16 protein-coding genes are annotated in these 17,389 nt (G+C 75.2%); 10 read left to right on the top strand and 6 right to left on the bottom strand.

Annotation, left to right across the window (positions count from 1 at the left end; translation table 11 throughout):
• The first annotated feature begins 4 nt into the window (after positions 1 to 4).
• The 3 genes from thiE to ABD665_RS08355 are packed head-to-tail and all read left to right on the top strand — an operon-like array spanning position 5 to position 1,598.
• On the top strand, positions 5 to 718 hold the full coding sequence (gene thiE / locus ABD665_RS08365) for a thiamine phosphate synthase (RefSeq protein ID WP_204913953.1): 714 nt from the start codon (positions 5 to 7) through the stop codon (positions 716 to 718).
• Positions 715 to 1,227, top strand: coding sequence for a guanyl-specific ribonuclease (locus ABD665_RS08360; RefSeq protein ID WP_344741788.1), 513 nt, complete (start codon positions 715 to 717; stop codon positions 1,225 to 1,227). The genes thiE and ABD665_RS08360 overlap by 4 nt, the downstream gene beginning before the upstream one ends.
• Positions 1,224 to 1,598, top strand: a complete 375-nt coding sequence (locus ABD665_RS08355) for a barstar family protein (protein ID WP_204911393.1) — start codon at positions 1,224 to 1,226, stop codon at positions 1,596 to 1,598. Before ABD665_RS08360 ends, ABD665_RS08355 begins: the two co-directional genes overlap by 4 nt.
• A 30-nt stretch (positions 1,599 to 1,628) precedes the next feature.
• On the opposite strand, the gene ABD665_RS08350 is transcribed toward ABD665_RS08355, so the two are convergent.
• Positions 1,629 to 2,753: a polyprenyl synthetase family protein gene (locus ABD665_RS08350; RefSeq protein ID WP_344741961.1), complete on the bottom strand. Its 1,125-nt coding sequence runs from the start codon at positions 2,751 to 2,753 to the stop codon at positions 1,629 to 1,631.
• Between the two features lie 109 nt (positions 2,754 to 2,862).
• On the opposite strand from ABD665_RS08350, the gene ABD665_RS08345 reads away from it, so the two are divergent.
• Both ABD665_RS08345 and ABD665_RS08340 read left to right on the top strand, forming a co-directional pair.
• A complete protein-coding gene (locus tag ABD665_RS08345) occupies positions 2,863 to 3,804 on the top strand; it encodes a methylenetetrahydrofolate reductase (RefSeq protein ID WP_204911395.1) in 942 nt (313 codons plus the stop codon).
• A gap of 109 nt (positions 3,805 to 3,913) precedes the next feature.
• The gene (locus ABD665_RS08340) at positions 3,914 to 4,624 is read left to right on the top strand and encodes a cobalamin-dependent protein (RefSeq protein WP_204911396.1); all 711 of its coding nucleotides are present in this window, start codon (positions 3,914 to 3,916) and stop codon (positions 4,622 to 4,624) included.
• A gap of 18 nt (positions 4,625 to 4,642) precedes the next feature.
• On the opposite strand, the gene ABD665_RS08335 is transcribed toward ABD665_RS08340, so the two are convergent.
• Entirely contained in the window at positions 4,643 to 6,835 is a 2,193-nt protein-coding gene (locus ABD665_RS08335; RefSeq protein WP_204911397.1) for a UvrD-helicase domain-containing protein, read from the bottom strand.
• A gap of 131 nt (positions 6,836 to 6,966) precedes the next feature.
• Entirely contained in the window at positions 6,967 to 8,292 is a 1,326-nt protein-coding gene (locus ABD665_RS08330) for an FAD-dependent oxidoreductase (protein WP_204911398.1), read from the bottom strand.
• Between the two features lie 60 nt (positions 8,293 to 8,352).
• On the opposite strand from ABD665_RS08330, the gene ABD665_RS08325 reads away from it, so the two are divergent.
• From ABD665_RS08325 to ABD665_RS08305, 5 genes are all read left to right on the top strand, one after another.
• Complete coding sequence (locus ABD665_RS08325) at positions 8,353 to 8,709, top strand: SelT/SelW/SelH family protein (protein WP_204911399.1); 357 nt, start codon at positions 8,353 to 8,355, stop codon at positions 8,707 to 8,709.
• 32 nt (positions 8,710 to 8,741) lie between these two features.
• Complete coding sequence (locus tag ABD665_RS08320) at positions 8,742 to 9,455, top strand: hypothetical protein (protein WP_204911400.1); 714 nt, start codon at positions 8,742 to 8,744, stop codon at positions 9,453 to 9,455.
• Positions 9,456 to 9,779: 324 nt separating this feature from the next.
• Positions 9,780 to 10,511 carry a methyltransferase domain-containing protein gene (locus tag ABD665_RS08315; RefSeq protein WP_204911401.1) on the top strand — a complete coding sequence of 244 codons (732 nt, stop codon included), beginning with the start codon at positions 9,780 to 9,782 and terminating at the stop codon, positions 10,509 to 10,511.
• Between the two features lie 89 nt (positions 10,512 to 10,600).
• On the top strand, positions 10,601 to 11,815 hold the full coding sequence (gene dinB, locus ABD665_RS08310; protein ID WP_344741784.1) for a DNA polymerase IV: 1,215 nt from the start codon (positions 10,601 to 10,603) through the stop codon (positions 11,813 to 11,815).
• A 164-nt stretch (positions 11,816 to 11,979) separates the two neighbouring features.
• A complete protein-coding gene (locus ABD665_RS08305; protein ID WP_204911402.1) occupies positions 11,980 to 12,393 on the top strand; it encodes a DUF3040 domain-containing protein in 414 nt (137 codons plus the stop codon).
• A gap of 338 nt (positions 12,394 to 12,731) precedes the next feature.
• Here ABD665_RS08305 and ABD665_RS08300 read toward each other — a convergent pair whose 3' ends face one another.
• Genes ABD665_RS08300 through ABD665_RS08290 form a run of 3 tightly spaced genes read right to left on the bottom strand, consistent with a single transcriptional unit; the run spans position 12,732 to position 17,287 of the window.
• Positions 12,732 to 14,975 carry a transglutaminaseTgpA domain-containing protein gene (locus tag ABD665_RS08300; protein ID WP_204911403.1) on the bottom strand — a complete coding sequence of 748 codons (2,244 nt, stop codon included), beginning with the start codon at positions 14,973 to 14,975 and terminating at the stop codon, positions 12,732 to 12,734.
• 10 nt (positions 14,976 to 14,985) lie between these two features.
• Positions 14,986 to 16,260 carry a DUF58 domain-containing protein gene (locus ABD665_RS08295; protein ID WP_204911404.1) on the bottom strand — a complete coding sequence of 425 codons (1,275 nt, stop codon included), beginning with the start codon at positions 16,258 to 16,260 and terminating at the stop codon, positions 14,986 to 14,988.
• A gap of 19 nt (positions 16,261 to 16,279) precedes the next feature.
• Positions 16,280 to 17,287 carry an AAA family ATPase gene (locus ABD665_RS08290; protein WP_344741959.1) on the bottom strand — a complete coding sequence of 336 codons (1,008 nt, stop codon included), beginning with the start codon at positions 17,285 to 17,287 and terminating at the stop codon, positions 16,280 to 16,282.
• Positions 17,288 to 17,389: the final 102 nt, after the last annotated feature.

Genomic DNA, 17,389 nt, shown 5'->3' with positions numbered 1-17,389 from the left:
CGTGATGATGAGCCTGGCCTCCCGGCTGCGGGCGTCGCGCCTGTACCTCTGCACCGACGCGCGGGAGCGCCAGGGCGACCTGGCGGACTTCCTCGGCGCCGCCTTCGCCGGCGGGGTGGACGTCGTGCAGATCCGCCAGAAGAACATGGCGCCGGAGGCCGAGCTGGCCGCGCTCGAGGTCGCGCGCAGCGTCGCCGGGGCCCGCGGGATCGTCTGCGTGAACGACTCGCCGCGGGTCGCGAAGGCCTTCGCCGCCGACATGCTGCACCTCGGGCAGACGGACGGTTCCGCGCGCAGGGCCCGCCGCTCGCTGCACGAGTGGGCGCTGATCGGCCGCTCGACGCACACGCCCGACCAGGCCGACGAGGCGCTCGCCGACCCCGACGTGAACTACTTCGCCGTCGGCCCGGTGCACGCCACCCCGACCAAGCCCGACTACGTCCCGGTCGGGCTCGACCTCGTCCGGCACGCCGCGCGGACCGCCCCGGTCGCCGACCCGGCGTCCAAGCCCTGGTTCGCCATCGGCGGGCTGGACGCGGGCAACCTCGACCAGGTCATCGAGGCCGGCGCCCGCCGCGTCGTCGTCGTCCGGGCCATCACGCAGGCGCCCGACCCCGAGGCCGCCGCCCGGGTGCTCAAGGACCGCCTGCGCCAGGCGTGGGCGGACGACCCGGAGCTCGCCGCGTACGGGCTCCGCTCCGCGGCCCTCGACACGTGAGCGGTCCCGCCCGCGGGGCGCGCACGGCGACGGTGGTCGTCACCGTGCTCGTGCTCGCCCTGGTCGCGGTGCTCGTCGGCCTGGTCGGGGACGGTGGTTCGGGGGCGGCCGCCCCCGCGACGTCCACTGCCAGCGCGCAGCCCCGCACCACGGCCAGGCCGACCGCCCCCGCCCGGCGGGCGTCACCGGCGCCCACCCGGCGCAGCGCCACCACCGCGCCGGGGGGCGGGCTCCGCAGCGTCAGCCCTGCCGACCTCCCGCGCGAGGCGCAGGCGACCCTGTCGCTGATCGACGCGGGCGGCCCCTTCCCGTACGCGCAGGACGGCGCGACCTTCGGCAACTACGAGCGCGTGCTGCCGGCCCACCCGCGGGGCTGGTACCGCGAGTACACCGTGCGCACGCCGGGCGAGCGCGACCGCGGCCCGCGGCGGATCGTCACCGGCGACGACGACCGGCTCGTGTACTACACGGGCGACCACTACGCCACGTTCGTGCAGGTCGTGCGGTGACCGGCCCCGACCTGTGGCCGCGGGACGGCGTCCACCGGGTCCTGGGCCCGGCCGGACCCGTGGCCGCCGAGCTCGGGCGTCGCGGCTGGGGCGTGGCGGTCGTGCCGGGCGCCACGGACGACGACGCCCTGTTCGACGGGCTGGCCGCCGCCCTCGACCTGCCGGGGTGGTTCGGGCGGAACCTGGACGCGCTCGACGAGGTCCTGCGTGACCGCACGGTCCCGACGGCGCTCGTGCTGGGGGAGTGGAGCACGTACGCCCGCGCCCGGCCCGAGCGGTGGCGGATGCTGCTGCACCTGCTGCGGGACTGGGCGTCGGCGGGACCCACGCGCCCGGCCGCCCCGGCGCGGGTGGTCCTGCTCACCGACTGAAGGACGCGTCCTCCCAGGCGGGCACCGACCTCAGGAGGTCCGGCGCACCGCCGCGTCGGCGAGCGCCCGGAGGGCCGTCCGGCCCTCGTCGGTGACGTCGGCGAGGTCGAGGGCGGCCAGGGCCTCGTCGTGGGCCCGGGCGATGGTCGCCTCGACCTCGGCGGTGGCCCCGGAAGCGCTGATGACGTCCTGCAGCCGCGCGACGCCGTCGGCCCCGAGGCCGGGGTCGCCGAGCAGCTCCACGAGCAGCCGGCGCCCCGCGGCGTCGGTGCGGGCGTAGGCCTGGGCGACGAGCACGGTCCGCTTGCCCTCGCGCAGGTCGTCCCCGGCGGGCTTGCCGGTGACCTCCGGGTCGCCGAACACGCCGAGCAGGTCGTCGCGGAACTGGAAGGCCCGGCCCAGCGGCGACCCGTACGCCCGCAGGTCGGCCAGGAGGGCGGGGTCGGCCCCGCCCACGGCCGCGCCGGCCTGCAGCGGCCGGACGACGGTGTAGCGGGCGGTCTTGTGCTCGGTCACCCGGTCGGCGTCGGCGAGGGCGCCGGCGAGCGCGGGCCGCCCGTCGACCTCCGGCAGCCAGCGGGCGAGGGGCTGGGCCTGCACGACCATGTCGAGGTACTGCCCGCAGGTGACCTCGGTGCGCATCACGTCGACCAGCGGCAGGGCCCGCGCGAGCGCCTCGTCGGGCAGCCCGGACCGCGCCAGCAGCTGGGCCGACCACATGATCAGCAGGTCGCCGAGCAGGATCGCCCCGGCACGGCCGAAGCCGGGCCCGTCGCCCAGCCAGCCCGCCCGCCCGTGCAGCGCCTCGAACCGCCGGTGGGCGGCCGGCTGACCGCGGCGCAGGTCCGAGGAGTCCATGACGTCGTCGTGGACGAGGGCGCTCGCGTGCAGCAGGTCGAAGCTCGCGGCCGCGTCCAGCAGCGGCTGGACGACGGCGTCCGACGGCCGGCCCGCCGCGGCGACGAAGCCCCAGACGGCGAAGGCGGGCCGCAGCCGCTTGCCGCCCGCCAGGAGCTCGGCGGCCATGGCCCGGACCGGCTCGAGCTCGGGGCCCATCGCTTCCAGGGCGGGCCGCTGGCGCTCGACGAAGGCGGCCACGCGCTCGGACACCGCCCGCCGGAACCCGACCCCGAGCGGGTCGCCGGGATCGAGCAGCTGGCCCGGCACCAGGGTCGCCGTACCCGTGCCCCCGACGTCCGCCCCCGGTCTGTCCACACCCGAGAGCGTACGGAACGCGCTTCTCCGGGCACCTATCGTGGTCGCCATGTCCGGGACAGGAACCGTCGTCGCGCGCCCGCGGCCCGTGCGCCCCGGCCGTGCCCCGACGGTGGCCCAGCTCCTCCAGGCGGGCGACCGGCCGCTGGTGTCCTTCGAGCTCTTCCCGGCCAAGGACGCCGAGCAGCACCGGCAGCTCTGGACGACGATCCGCGAGCTCGAGTCGCTCGGCCCCGACTTCGTCTCCGTCACCTACGGCGCGTCCGGCTCGACGCGCGACCGCACGGTCAGCGCCACGCAGCAGATCGCCGAGCAGACGACCCTCCGGCCGATGGCGCACCTCACCGCCGCGAGCCAGAGCCGCGAGCAGCTGCGGCACGTGGTGGGCGCGTACGCCTCGGTCGGCATCAACCACGTCATGGCGATCCGCGGCGACATGCCCGGCGGGCCGACCGTCCCGTGGGAGCCGCACCCGGAGGGGCTGCAGAACGCCACCGAGCTCGTCGCGCTGGTCGCTGGGCTGGGCGACTTCTGCATCGGCGTCGGGGCCTTCCCCGACCTGCACCCGCAGACGCGCGACGCCGACCTCGACGCCCGGATCCTCGTGGCCAAGCAGCGGGCCGGCGCGAGCTTCGCCATCACCCAGCTCTTCTTCACCGCCGAGCGCTACTTCGACCTCGTCGCCCGGGTGCGCGCGCTGGGCAGCGACCTGCCGATCATCCCCGGGATCATGCCGGTGACCCGGATCAGCCAGATCGAGCGGTTCGCGGACCTGTCCGGCGCCCCGCTGCCACCCTTCGTGACCGACCGGCTGCGCGAGGTCGGGCACGACCCGGCCCTCGTTCGGGCGGCCGGTGTCGACCTCGCCACGACGCTGTCGGAGGAGCTGCTGGCCGGGGGTGCGCCGGGGCTGCACTTCATCACCATGAACCGCTCGCCGGCCACCCGCGAGATTTACGCTCGCCTTCAACCGAGCCTTAACCGCACGTAAGAAAATTTTCCCGGTTTGCTTGCGGGCAAGCGTTGTCGTCCCTCAGGATGACGTCGTAACCAGATTGGTCGACGGGGGTCGACCCACTTCAGCCGCCTCTTCCAGGAGCATGGAGACCGTGCACGTCGACCCCGCACCCGCCACCTACGTCGGTACGATCCTGACCGCCGTACGCGCGTTCAACCAGTCGCGCGTGGGCGCCGTCCTGGACGACGCGGACGGCGTGCACGGCGTCGACGCGACGATCGACGAGGTCATCTTCCCCTCGCTCCGCGTGGTCGGCACCTTCTGGTCGAGCGGCACCATCGACGTCGCCCACGAGCACATGCTGTCCACGGCCGTCGCGCGCTGGGTGGCGGCCAAGTCGGCCGTGCTGCCCGGCCCGTCCCGCAAGGGCACGATCCTGCTGGCCGCGGGCCCGCAGGACATGCACACCCTCGCGCTGGACTGCCTCGACCTGCTGCTCGGCAGCCGCGGGGTCGAGGTCTGCAACCTCGGCGCGCAGACGCCGGTGGCGTCGCTGCTGCTGGCCGCCCGCTCGATCAACCCGACGGCCGTCGTGCTGTCGTCGCACACCCCGACCGTGGCCAGCCAGGCCGTCCGCTCCGTGAAGGCCGTCGCCGAGGCGGGACTGCCCGTCTACTTCGCCGGCTCGTCGTTCGCCTCGCAGTTCTTCCGGCAGAACACGCCGGGCGTGCCGCTGGACGGGACCCTGACGGAGGCGGCCCAGATGCTCGCCACGCGCCACACGACGCCGCCCCCGGAGCCGGTCAGCCAGCCCCGGGACCGCTTCCGCCAGCCCGTCGTCGCGAGCGCCTAGCCCGGGTCGGGGCCCGCGTCAGGCCTGCGGCTCGGGGCGCCAGCGTCCCGGTGAGCCCAGGTCGAGCGTGACCAGGCGCTGGGTCGGCCTCGTGAGGGCGACGTAGAGCGACCGCACGCCACCCGGCGCCTCGGCGACCACGTCGTCGGGCGTGACCACCAGGACCCCGTCGTACTCCAGGCCCTTCGACTCGGTCGAGGTGACGACCGCGATGCGCTCCGACCCCTCGAGCCCCGCCGCGGACAGGTGGGCCTCGACGGCGTCCCGGCGGGACGGCGGGCAGATGACGCCCACGGTCCCGGCGACCTCGCCCAGCAGCGCCCGGACCTGCTCGACGACGTCGACGGCCAGGTCCTGCCCGACGACGAGCAGCGGCTCGACCCCGGTGGAGCGGACCGCAGTCGGCAGGTCGGCGTCCGGGTAGGCCTTCACGACGACCTGGCTGGCGAGGTCGAAGACCTCCGCCGGGCTCCGGTAGTTCGTGCTCATCCGGAAGCGGCGAACCGGCGCGTTCGCGATGATCTCCCGCAGCGCCCGGTCGGTCTCGGCGGCGTCGGGCCAGGAGCTCTGGGCCGGGTCGCCGACGATCGTCCAGCTGGCGCTGGCGCCGCGCCGGCGCAGCATCCGCCACTGCATCGGCGTGACGTCCTGCGCCTCGTCGATCAGCACGTGCGCGTACGTCCGGTGCGGCAGGTCGAAGGGGTCGACCTCCTTCGGAGTGGCGAGCCGGTCGGCGGTGGTGAGGATCTCGGAGTACTCGGAGTCGGCGTCGAGGAACAGCGACGTCTCGGTCTCCGCCGGCTCCGGCGGCACCGGGCCGAGGACGTGCACGAGCTCGTCCAGCAGGGCGACGTCGGCGACGGTCGGGCCGCGCTCCTCCAGGTCGGTCAGGCCCGCGCTGAGCAGCCCGGCGTCGGACGCGCTCAGCACGCCGGCGCTCAGCCGTCGCGCCAGGGCGGGGTCGGCCAGCCGGCGCAGCGCGGCCGTGGCGCTCAGCGTCGGCCACCACGCGTGGCCGAACATCGCGAACGACGCCAGCCCGGTCACCAGCTCGTCGAACTCGTCGCGCTCCATGTCGACCTCCGAGGGCCGGGAGCGCCACAGCGCGTTCAGCAGGGCCTTCTCGGCGGCCTCGCGGCCGGCGTTGAGCTTGTGGTGCGCGAGCACGTCGCGCCGGATCGAGGTGAGCGTCGCGGACGGCAGCACGAGGACCTGGCCCTGCACGACGACCCGCAGCTCGAGGGGGTGGCCCACCAGCGGTTCGGTGACCAGGCGCTTGAGCACCGGCAGCATCCGCAGGCTGCCCTTGACCGCGGCCGTCGGCGGGTCGTCCGGACGCTCGCCGGTCACGGGCAGCACGTCGGAGGGCACCGAACCCATCGAGCGCAGCGTCACCGACTCCTCGCCGAGGCTCGGGAGCACGCGCTCGATGTAGTGCAGGAAGACGGTGCTCGGGCCCACGACGAGGACGCCGCCGGACTCGAAGCGGCGCCGGTTGGAGTAGAGCAGGTAGGCGGCGCGGTGCAGCCCGACCACGGTCTTGCCCGTGCCCGGACCGCCGGAGATCAGCGTGAAGCCCTGGTACGGCGCGCGGATCGCCTCGTCCTGCTCGCCCTGGATGGTGGCGACGATGTCGCGCATCTGGTGGCCGCGGGCCCTGGACAGGGCCGCCATCAGCGCGCCCTCGCCGATCACCACGAGCTCGCCGTCGGCGTGCTCGGAGTCCAGCAGGTCGTCCTCGATGCCGACCACCCGGTCGCCCTGGCAGCGCAGCACCCTCCGGCGGACGACGTCCATCGGCTGGGTGGGCGTGGCCCGGTAGAAGGGTTCGGCGGCCGGCGCTCGCCAGTCGATCACCAGCGGCTCGTAGTCGTCGTCGCGCACGCCGATGCGGCCGACGTAGCGGACCTCGCCGTCCGTGCGGTCCAGGCGTCCGAAGACCAGGCCCTCGTGCTCGGCGTCCAGCACGGCGAGGCGCTTGGCGGCCTGGAAGGCGAAGACGTCGCGCTCGTAGAGGCCGGTCCCGTCCTCCTCGCGGACGTAGGAGCCCCGGTCGGAGCGGAACAGCGAACGCCCGGCGCTGGCGACCTGCTCGGCGGACCGGGACGCCTCGCCCAGACGGGCGTAGACGAGGTCCACGTGGGCCTGCTCGACCGCTATCTCGGTCGTGAGCGGGTCGGTGTGCGACTCGATGGCCAAAGACCCATCCATCCATGGAGAAAACGGACGGCCCACTATACGGTCGCGCCGCAGGGCCGGGGCCTCGTCGGACGGAGGCGGGTCCGGCGGGTGCCGTGGGTCTCCGCCGGGCGTCTCCGTCGGGCGGCTCCCGGTGCCCGGGCTCAGTCGCGCCGGCCGGCCACCGCGTACGCGGCCAGGGCGCCGGTCTGGACGACCACCGAGGGGCTGGGGCCCGCGGGCGAGGCCGCCCCGGCGAGGGCGACCCCGGGCAGGGCCGTCGCGGTGCCGGGCCGGCGCCGCCAGCCCCGGAGGCCTTTCGTGACCAGGCCCGACCCGGGGTGCTCGGTGGTGGCGTGGTGGTCCTGCACGGTGCGCACGACCCGGCCCGAGAGCCGGCGCGTCGTCTCCACGACCGGCACGCCGTCGGCGTCGAGGTGGACGCGCTCGTGGACGTCCAGGGGCACCCGGGCGTCGTCGGGCAGGACCGTGTGCGCGGCGGTCGGCAGCCGGGCCGCGGTGGCCCCGCGCAGCGTCCGCCGGAGCGTGCGCGCGGAACCGCCCGGCAGCAGGCCGGCCGCCGTCCACGGGTCGACGGCCAGCACGACCGCGTCGGCCGGCTCGACGCCCGTCGCGGTCCGCACCCCGGTCACGGCACCGGCCGCCACCTCGACGGCCTCGACCGCGGAACCGGTCCGGACCTCCACCTTCCGCAGCGCCAGCCGCGCGACCAGGACGTCGACGAGCACCGACGACCGGCCGACGTCGCCGGGCGCGGCGGGATCGTGCACCGGGGTGCCCGACGGGGTCGCCGGAGCCACCTGCCAGCGGCCGAACGTGCGGCCCACCAGGAGGTCGACCGCGGCGAGGGCCGGCGCCCGCTCCGGCGTCGTGCCCTGCCGATGGGCCACGCTGCGGACGAGGGCCCGCAGGTGCGGCTCGTCGAGGCCGTCGGCGAGGTCCGCCAGCGTCCGCCGCCCGCGGAGCCGGCGCACGACGTCGCGGGTCAGCGCGGCCGAGTCGTACGCCTCCTCCAGGCCGAGCGGGCGCAGCGTCTGCCAGACCTCGCCGAGGGAGTCGAGGAGGTGCTGCCAGCGTGCGGCGGCCGCCGGCCCGTACGCGTGGTCGAGGGCCGCGTGCTGCTCGCCGCGGTCGCTGGGCAGGACCAGGGAGGTCCCGTCCGCGAACCGGTGCTCGACGCCCGGGGCGGGCACCAGCCCGAGGCCGAGCCGGGCGAGCTCGGCCTCCAGCGGGCGCCCGCTCTTGCGGAGCAGGTCGCGCCACGGTGCCGGGAAGCCCAGGACGCCGGGGGCGTCGTCCACCAGGACCCCGGTGCCCGGCAGGGCGTACGGCGCCCACGTCCCGCCGAGGGTTCCGGAGGCCTCGTGCAGCCGCACGCGGTGGCCCATCTTGGCCAGCCGGGCGGCGGCGGCGAGACCCGCCAGGCCGCCGCCGACCACGGCCACGAGCGGTCCGGAGGTGGTCGGCACCTGGCGAGGGTAGGCGAGCGGCGCGGGCCCGGCGCGGAGGCCGGTGAGAAGGTGAGGCCCATGAGCGAGCCCACGGCCCCGACCCTCCCGGAGGGCCCCCGTCCCCGGGTGAGCATCACCTACTGCACCCAGTGCCGCTGGCTGCTGCGCGCTAGCTGGCTGGCCGGGGAGCTGCTGACCTCCTTCACCACCGAGCTCGGCGAGGTCGCGCTCGTGCCCGGGGTCGGCGGCGTCTTCGTCGTCCGGATCGACGACGAGGTGGTCTGGGACCGGAAGGCCGACGGCGGGTTCCCCGACCTGGCGCCGCTCAAGCGCCTGGTGCGCGACCGCGTCGCCCCAGGACGCAGCCTCGGCCACACCGACCGGCACGCGGCCGCCGCGCAGCCGAACGCCGGGCAGCCGGCCGCCGAGCAGTGACGCCGGGCGCGCGGGAGGCGGACCGCCCCGCGGTGCTGCTGACCGCGTACGACCGGCCCCACTACCTGGCGCCGGTCCTGGACGCGTGGGCCGAGGTCCGCGGCCTGGACGGCTGGCACCTCCGGGTCGCGGTCGAGCCCAGCCCGGCCCGCGACGCGGTCGTCGACCTGGTGCGGTCCTTCGTGGGCAGGACCGGGCACGAGGACACCGAGGTCGTCCTCAACCCGAGCCGGCTCGGCGTCCTCGAGAACCCGTACGCGCACCTCGACGCCCTGTTCCGGGCCGGGCACGGCTTCGTGGTGCGGGCGGAGGACGACCTGCTGGTCTCCGACGACGTGCTCGAGCTGTTCGCGCACGTGGCCGCCGCGTACGCCGCCGACCCCGCGGTCGCGACCGCGCACGCCTTCAGCCCCGGCCCGCCCGGCCCGGGAGCGGACGAGCTGGTCCGGACCACGGAGTTCTGCCCGTGGGTGTGGGGGACCTGGCGCGACCGCTGGCTCGACCTCGTCGGCCCCACGTGGGACCGCGACTACTCGACCTACAACGTCGAGCCCGGCTTCGAGACGGGCTGGGACTGGAACCTCAACACCCGCGTCTTCCCCGCGCACGGGCTCCACGCCGTCGCGCCCGCGGTCAGCCGGGTCCGCAACATCGGGGAGGTCGGCGAGCACGGCACGCCGGACGACCTCGTGCCCGCGCCGACCTTCACGGCCCACCGCCCGCCGCAGCGCTACCGGGAGCGCTGAGGCGCCGCCGCCTCCCGTCCGGGGCCGCGGACGACACGCCGGTGCGCGTGCCCCACGGAACTGTCGGAGGGTGGCGGTAGTGTTCGGAGGGTTCGAACAGGTGTTCGAGAGGCTGCTTGGGGAAGGGGCCCGCCGACACCGCCGAACCCCGGTGGCGTGTTCGCGGCACGCGCCGACGTCTCGACCCCGGTGCGCACGGACCTCGACCCCCGTGCGCACCGGGGTCGTCGTTCGTCCGGGGTCCGCGCGTACGCCTCCCGATACGCTGCCCGCACGGAGCCGGCACGGCGACGCGGCGGCAGACGGGCAGGAGGGTCGGTGGCGATGACCAGACGACGGCGTTCGGTCGCCTCGACACGGCTGGCCGAGGTGCTCGGTGCCCAGCTCGACGAGCTGGTCCCCGGGGAGCAGCGGCCCCTGGACGTGGTCGACCTCGGTGGCGGCACCGGCGGGCTCGCCCTCGACGTCGCCCGGCGCGGGCACCACGTGACCGTGGTCGACCCGAGCCCCGACGCGCTCGCCTCCCTCGAGCGCCGCCTCGCCGACGACCACCTCGAGGGCACCGTCGCCGCGCGGCAGGGCGACGCGTCCGACCTCGTGGCGCTGCTCGGCCCGGAGAGCGTCGACGTCGTGCTGTGCCACCGGGTGCTCGAGGTGGTTGACGACCCGGCCGCCGTCCTCTCCGACGCGGCCGCGGTGCTCCGGCCGGGCGGGGCGCTCAGCCTGCTCGTCGCCCAGAAGCACGCCCTCGTGGTCAACCAGGCCGTCGCCGGCAACCTCGCCGCCGCCCGGCAGACCTGGGACGACCCGCGGCGGCTCGACTTCGCCGCGGTGACCGCGCTCGTCGAGGCCGCCGGGTTCGCGGTGCTGGAGGCGGACGGGATCGGGGCCGTGGCCGAGCTCGTGCCCGAGGTCGCTGTCGAGGGTCCGGGGGCCTGGGCCGACCTGCTCGCGCTGGAGACCGCGGTGAGCCGCGACCCGGCGTTCCGGGCGCTCGCGCCGCACGTGCACGTCTTCGCCCAGCTGCCGCCCGAGGAGCTGCTCAGCGCGTTCTGACGCCGCCCCGGCGCCGGCTGCCGCCGGTTGTCGGCGGTGGGCGCTAGGGTAGAACGCGTGTTCGATTCTGCACGACGGGCGGTCCGCGCGTGAGCCGGACGATCCTGCACGTCGACATGGACGCCTTCTACGCCTCCGTCGCGCTCCGCAACCGTCCTGACCTGCAGGGCACGCCCGTCATCGTCGGCGGCGAGGGGCGCGGCGTGGTGCTCTCCTGCACGTACGAGGCCCGCGCCCTCGGGGTGCGTTCGGGGATGTCGTCCTCCGAGGCCCGCCGGCTGGCGCCGCGGGCGACGTTCCTGCCGCCGGACTTCGAGAGCTACGTCGCCGTCTCCAAGGCGATCGTCGAGGTGTTCTGCTCGTTCAGCGCCGTGGTGGAGTCGGCGTCGGTGGACGAGGCGTTCCTGGACGTGACCGGCGCGCTGCGCATGCACGGCTCGGCGGTCGCGCTGGGGGAGCGGCTGCGGGCGACCGTCGCCGACGAGCAGCACATCACCTGTTCCGTGGGCATCGGGCCGAGCAAGTTCGTGGCCAAGGTCGCGTCGCGCGCGGCCAAGCCCGACGGGCTCGTCGAGGTGCCGCCCGACAGGGTGACCGACTTCCTGCACCCGCTGCCGGTCGAGTCGATGTGGGGCGTCGGTGCGGCCACCGCGGCCAAGCTCCACCGGCTCGGCATCGAGACCGTCGGCGACCTCGCGCACGCCGACGTACGGGCGCTGCGGCCGGTGTTCGGGCCCAACGCCGGCGCCGGGCTCCGCTCGCTCGCCTGGGGCCGGGACGCCCGGACGGTGGTTCCGTGGACGCGGGAGCGCAGCGTCGGCTCGCAGGAGACCCTGTCGCTCGACACCGACCAGCGTGAGGTCGTGTCCCGCGAGCTCCTGCGGATGGCCGACAAGACCGCCCGCCGGATGCGCAAGCAGGGCGTGCTGGGCCGGACGATCGTGCTCTGCCTGCGGTTCGCGGACTTCCGCGAGATCAACCGGGCGGTGACCATCGACTCGCCCACCGACGTGGGTGAGGAGATCCACGCGGCGGTGATGGGGACGTACGACCGGCTCGGCCTGGACCGCGCCCGCATCCGCCGGGTGGGCGTACGCGTGGAGGGCCTCGTGGACGAGTCGCGGGCCCACCGCCAGCCGCAGCTGACCGACCCGGAGTTCGGCTGGCGGGAGGCCGAGCACGCCATCGACGAGACCGTCGCGCGGTTCGGGCCGGGAGCCGTCCGACGGGCGGTGCTGGGCGGGGACCGGCGGTCGACGAGCGTCGCCGAGGCCAATTCCCGCGGGCTGTTCCCCCTGGCCTGAGGCCCGCCTAGACTGGCGGAGCCCACGGCTCAGCACGCGGGTTTCTGTGTGACTGACGACGGCGTCGTAGCGGGTTGGTATCGATTCGACCGCGCACCTCGAGGCCGGCGCACGGGCACGTAGGATGGCCGCAGTTGATCACGTGACCGGGTGGGAGGTGGCCGATGGCCCTCTCGAACGAGGAGCAGCGGCTTCTCGAGCAGATGGAGGCCGCCCTGGCGGCCGAGGACCCCAAGCTCGTCAACGCCATGCGCGGAACGGGGACGCGTCGAGTTCATCGACGTCGTGCCGCTCTGGCGGGCGTGGCGTTCTTCGGCGGGCTGGTCCTGCTCGTGGCCGGTCTCTACCTGGCGACCGGCACCCGCGGGTACATCGCGCTCAGCGTCCTGGGGTTCCTGGTGATGGTCGCCGCCGCGGTGATCGCGATCCTCTCCTGGCAGCACGTCGGCTCCGCCGCGGACATGAGCGACCGTCCCGACCGGGTGAAGACCCCCGGAGGCAGCCGCCCACCCAGCGGCCAGGGGTTCATGGACAAGATGGAAGAGCGCTGGCGCAAGCGGCGCGACGAGGGCATGTAGCCCGGCACCACCCAGCATCCGAACGGCGGCCGCGCCCAGCGCGCCGCCGTTCTGCACGTCCGGACCCGTTGTGCCGACGAACCGCTGCTCCGTACGCCTGATCGGTTCTGCCGCCTGCCGGACCAGCGGTTCCTCCACCGAGGACCGTGAGCTCGGCCCTGAGGGCTGTCTGCTCGCTCTTGTGTCATCTGCGCGGGTTTGAACACGCGCAGACGTCACAAGGTCGAGCAGACGTGGACCGTACGGGTGGCGGCGAGCCGCATGTCGAGCAGACGTGGTCAGCAATCCCGCCCCTGCCTCGCGTGCGGAGCGAGCAGACGCGCGTACGCGCCTCAGGCTCAGCGCCGGCGGAAGAGGGAGGGCGGGGCGAGGAAGGCGCGGAGGCGCCGGGCGCGGCCGGCGGGGGCGCTGATGGCGTGGCGCAGCGAGGTGGTCGTGCCGGAGAGGCCGCGGGCCTGCTCGGGGTCGCCGAGGTCGGGGGCGTAGCGCGCGCGTTCGACGAGGGTGGCGACGCGGCCGAGGTCGTCGCGGTCGGCGGGCGGGAGGCGTTCGCCGAGCTCGCGGCCGACGGCGCGCGGTGTGCCCTCGGGCCAGGTCCCGCCGAAGTCGAGCACCGTGTCGCGCAGCTCCGCCCAGGCCGCCTCGACCTGCTCGTCCGTGGGGACGTCCGTGTCGAGGCGGGACCGGCGGCGCCGGACGCGCAGCACGGCGGGGGCGGCGAGCAGGAGCAGCAGGACCACGGCGCCCGCGACGACGAAGACCGTGCGCCACGGGAACGAGGTCGTCGTCTCGGTCGTGGTGGTGGGCGTGTCCTGCGGCGCCGTGCTCGGGGCGGTGGACGCGCTCGGCGCGGCCGAGCTCGGGGCGCTCGAGGGCGCGGCGCTGGCGCTCGGGGTGTCCGCGTCGTCGGTCGGGACGGTCCAGGGCGGCGGCGAACCCGTCTGGACACCCGGCGTCGGCTCGAACCGCACCCAGCCGTAGCCGGAGAAGTAGAGCTCGGGCCAGGCGTGCATGTCGCGCACGGACACGTCGTAGGTGTCCCCGACCTGGCTGCCGGGCAGGAAGCCGACGGCCACGCGGGACGGGATGCCGTTGACCCGCGCCATCATCGCCATCGCGCTGGCGAACTGCTCGCAGTAGCCGCGCCGGTCGACGGTGAGGAAGTTGACCAGCGCCTGGTAGCCGGTGCCCGGCCGCTGCTGGGTGTCGTACGTGAAGTTGTCCGCGTCGCGCAGGTAGGCCTGGATCGCGGCGGCGCGGGCGTACGGGGTGTCGGCCCCGCGCGTGACCTGGCGGCTCAGCTCGACGAGCTCGGGAGGCAGGTCCCGCGGAACCTCCGCCGTCACGTCCCCGTCGGCCGGCGAGCCGGCGCCGGCGCGACCGAGGTCCTCGGCGGTGGGGGCGATGTCCCAGCTGCGCACCTCGTAGCTGAGGTTGGTCAGCTCGTCGGAGCGGTTCTCGCTGTTCACGATCGTCAGCGACTCGCTGTTGTAGCTCCACTCGCCGGCGGCCGTGAAGGTGCGGGCCGCGTACGGGGCGGGCAGGTACTGCGACGAGAAGTCGACCGACGTGATCTTCGTGGTGCGGACCCGGGGGACCTGCCCGCTGTAGCCGGGCGGCTCGGAGAGGTTGGTGCCGGTGTTGAGCCGGATCTGGGTGTTGCCGAAGCCGGCGTCGGAGAACTGGGGGAGCGCGGCCATCCGCAGGTAGACCCCGCCGGGCTGGTCGGTCGTGTAGCGGAACACCACCCGGTTCGTCGGCTGGTTGAGGTTGCGCTTGAGGTCGAGGCTGGGGTCGGTCAGCTGCAGCGGACCGTTCCCGCCGAACCCGTTGCCCACCCCGAGCCCGGGCAGGCTGATCGTGGGCAGCAGCACGCCGAGGACGAGCGCGAGCACGACGGCCGGCCCGGCGAGCAGGCCCGCGGAACGCCAGACGGCGGGACCGGCGGTGGAGCGCGCACGGGTGCCGGTGGCGGTGGTCCGGTGGGCCTCGCTGCGGGAGGAGTCGGCGCTCAGCCCCCGGTTCCACGCAGCGGCGCGGTTGAGCGCGTCGGCGACGAGGACGGCCAGGTAGCCGAGCGCGAGGCACGCGAAGCTCAGCACGCCGGTGTCGAACCCGAGGCCGATGGCCGGCACCGCGAACAGGGTGGCGAGCGGGGCGACGGCCCACGCCGGCCGCTCGAGGCCGGAGACGACCAGGTCGGCCAGCGCCGCGACGAGGCAGATCGTCGTCACGAAGATCAGCAGCACGCCCGGGTCCGCGCCCATCGGCGAGCTCTGGGTCTGCATGTGCAGGACGCCGCGGGCCCACAGCCGGGGGTAGCGGGTGAGGAGGTCGGGGTCGCCGCTGATCCCGTACGCGAGCACGAGCGAGCCGATGACCACCGCCAGCAGCTGGGTCGCGAAGGTCAGGCTGGCGCCGGCACCGCGGCGGCGCAGCACGAGGCCGAGGGTGCAGAGCAGCAGCGTGCCGAGCCAGGTCAGCGGCACGAACAGCCGGTCGCTGGTCAGCGGCAGCACGGTGAGGGTCGCGAGGCCCATCGCCAGGACGGTCGCGAGGCCCAGGCGGGTGTCGGCGCGCATCAGGCGGTCCTCACGCCGGGACCGCCGTGCGCTCGAGGGCCTCCCAGGCCTGCGGCACGGTCATGGTCGGGTCGACGACCACGACCCGCCACTGGCGCTCGGCCAGGACCTCCGCCGCCCGGGCCGCCGCGCTCGGGACGTCGTCCCCGGGGGGCTCGACCTCGCCGCGCGAACCGACCCGTGCCCAGGCGTCGACGTCGAGCACCAGCGCGAGCCCCGTGGCCCGCTGGCGGCGGACGCCGGCGAGCGCGTACGCCTCCTCGGGCGTGAGCCGACCGAGGACGGCCACGACGAGCTGCTCGCCGCGCTCGCCGCCGGCGTCGGAGAGGAGGTGGCCGAGGCCGTGCCCGGGGACGGGCTGGAGGTCGGTGAGCTGGCGCAGCAGGGCGTCGGCCGCGACCGGCCCGCGGGCGGTGGTGGTCTGCAGCGGTCCCTCCGGGGTGGTGACGTCGACGGTGTAGCCGTCCTCGGCCAGCCGCAGCCCGACGGACGCGACGGCGGAGACGGCCCACTCGAGGGAGTGGTGCAGGCCGCGGCCGGCGTGGCCGAAGGCGCGCGTGTCGAGCAGGACGCTCGTGCTCGGGTCGAAGGCCTGCTCCTCGCGGCGCACCATCAGGTCGCCCGAACGGGCGGTGGAGCGCCAGTGGATGCGGCGCACGTCGTCGCCCTGCCGGTACTCGCGGACGAGCACGTCGTCGGTCCCGGAGACGCCGATCCGGCGCGGTCGGGACTCGCCGGCGCTGCCCCCGCTGCCGCCCGCGGCGACGCGGATCAGGTCGAAGACCTGCGGGGTGACGACGACCTCGCTCGTCGCGGTGAACGTCCGGTCGAGCTGCACGAGCCCGAACGGGTCGGTGGTCCGCACCATCAGGGGGCCGGTCCGGTAGTGACCGCGGGCCCGGCCGAGGAGCGGGTACTCGACGGTGCGCTGCCAGTGCGAGGTGGCGTGGTCGACCAGGAAGCGGGGGCGCTCGCCGAGCTCCGGGGGCACCTGGTCCTCGAGCTCGAGCAGCGCCGCGGGCAGCAGGGAGTCCTGGCCGAGGGTGATCCGGCCGTGCATGGGGGTGCCGAGGGCGACCTGGGCCGGCTCCACGGAACGTTCCGCCGACATCCGCAGCCGGGCGCGCAGCACGAGCACGAGTGCGACGAGGGGGAGCGCGAGCAGCAGCAGACCCACCCGCATGACGTCGCGCTGGCCGCTGACCATGGCGCCGAGGAGCACGACCAGGCCGATCCCGGTCAGCCAACGGCCGCGCACGGTCAGCACCGTCCAGACGCGCTTCACGTGCGGTCCCGCTCCCCGCTCAGCGGCCGGGGTTGCGGTCGGGCACCCGCACCTCGGCGAGGGCCCGGCGGATGACCTCCTCCGCGCTGCGGCGGGAGAGCTGGGCCTCGGCCGACAGCAGCACGCGGTGCGCGAGCACCGGCACGGCGAGGGCCTGGACGTCGTCGGGCGTGACGTAGTCGCGGCCCTGGAGCGCCGCGTACGCCCGCACCGCCCGGAGGAGCTGCAGGCTGGCACGCGGCGAGGCGCCGAGGCGCAGGTCGCGCGAGGTGCGGGTCGCCCCGACCACGGAGACGAGGTAGTGCTTGACGGCCGGCGCCACGAAGACCTCGGCGACCGCCTTGATCAGGCCGCGGATCGTCGCGGCGTCGGTGACCGGGCTGAGCCGCGAGAGCGGGTCCGACGACCCGTGCGAGTCGAGCATGTCCAGCTCGGCGCTCGGCGTCGGGTAGCCCATCTCGAGGCGCGCGAGGAAGCGGTCGCGCTGGGCCTCGGGGAGGGGGTAGGTGCCCTCCATCTCGATCGGGTTCTGCGTGGCGACGACCATGAAGGGCGCGTCCAGCAGGTAGGTCGTGCCGTCGACGCTGACCTGGCGCTCCTCCATGGACTCCAGGAGCGCGGACTGGGTCTTCGGCGAGGCGCGGTTGATCTCGTCGCCCACCACGATGTTGGCGAAGATCCCGCCCGGCTTGAACTCGAAGTCGCGGGTGTCGGAGTTCCAGATCGAGACGCCGGTGATGTCGCTCGGCAGCAGGTCCGGGGTGAACTGCACCCGGCGCACGGAGCAGTCGATCGAGCGCCCGATGGCCTTGGCCAGCATCGTCTTGCCGACGCCCGGCACGTCCTCCACCAGCAGGTGGCCCTCGGCCAGGAGCACGACCATGGCCAGGTCGATCGCCTCGCGCTTGCCCTCGATCACCTGCTCGATGGCCTGCCGCACGCGGCCCATGACGGCCACCACGTCCGCGACGGAGTGCTCGGCCTGCTCGCTGCGCTCATCCCGACGCGCGTCGTTGTCGACGCCCAGGCTCACGAGCCATCCCCTTCGTCCCGGTGGTCCAGCGGGACGACGTCCCGAGGGCTGCTGCCGTGCACGCGTACGGGCGCGTCCGGCGCTTCCTCGTGCGGT

Source organism: Microlunatus spumicola (assembly GCF_039536445.1).
GTDB classification, from domain to species: domain Bacteria; phylum Actinomycetota; class Actinomycetes; order Propionibacteriales; family Propionibacteriaceae; genus Microlunatus; species Microlunatus spumicola.
The sequence above is the reverse complement of the archived record's forward strand: the minus strand, read 5'-3'. Positions and strand labels throughout refer to the sequence as shown.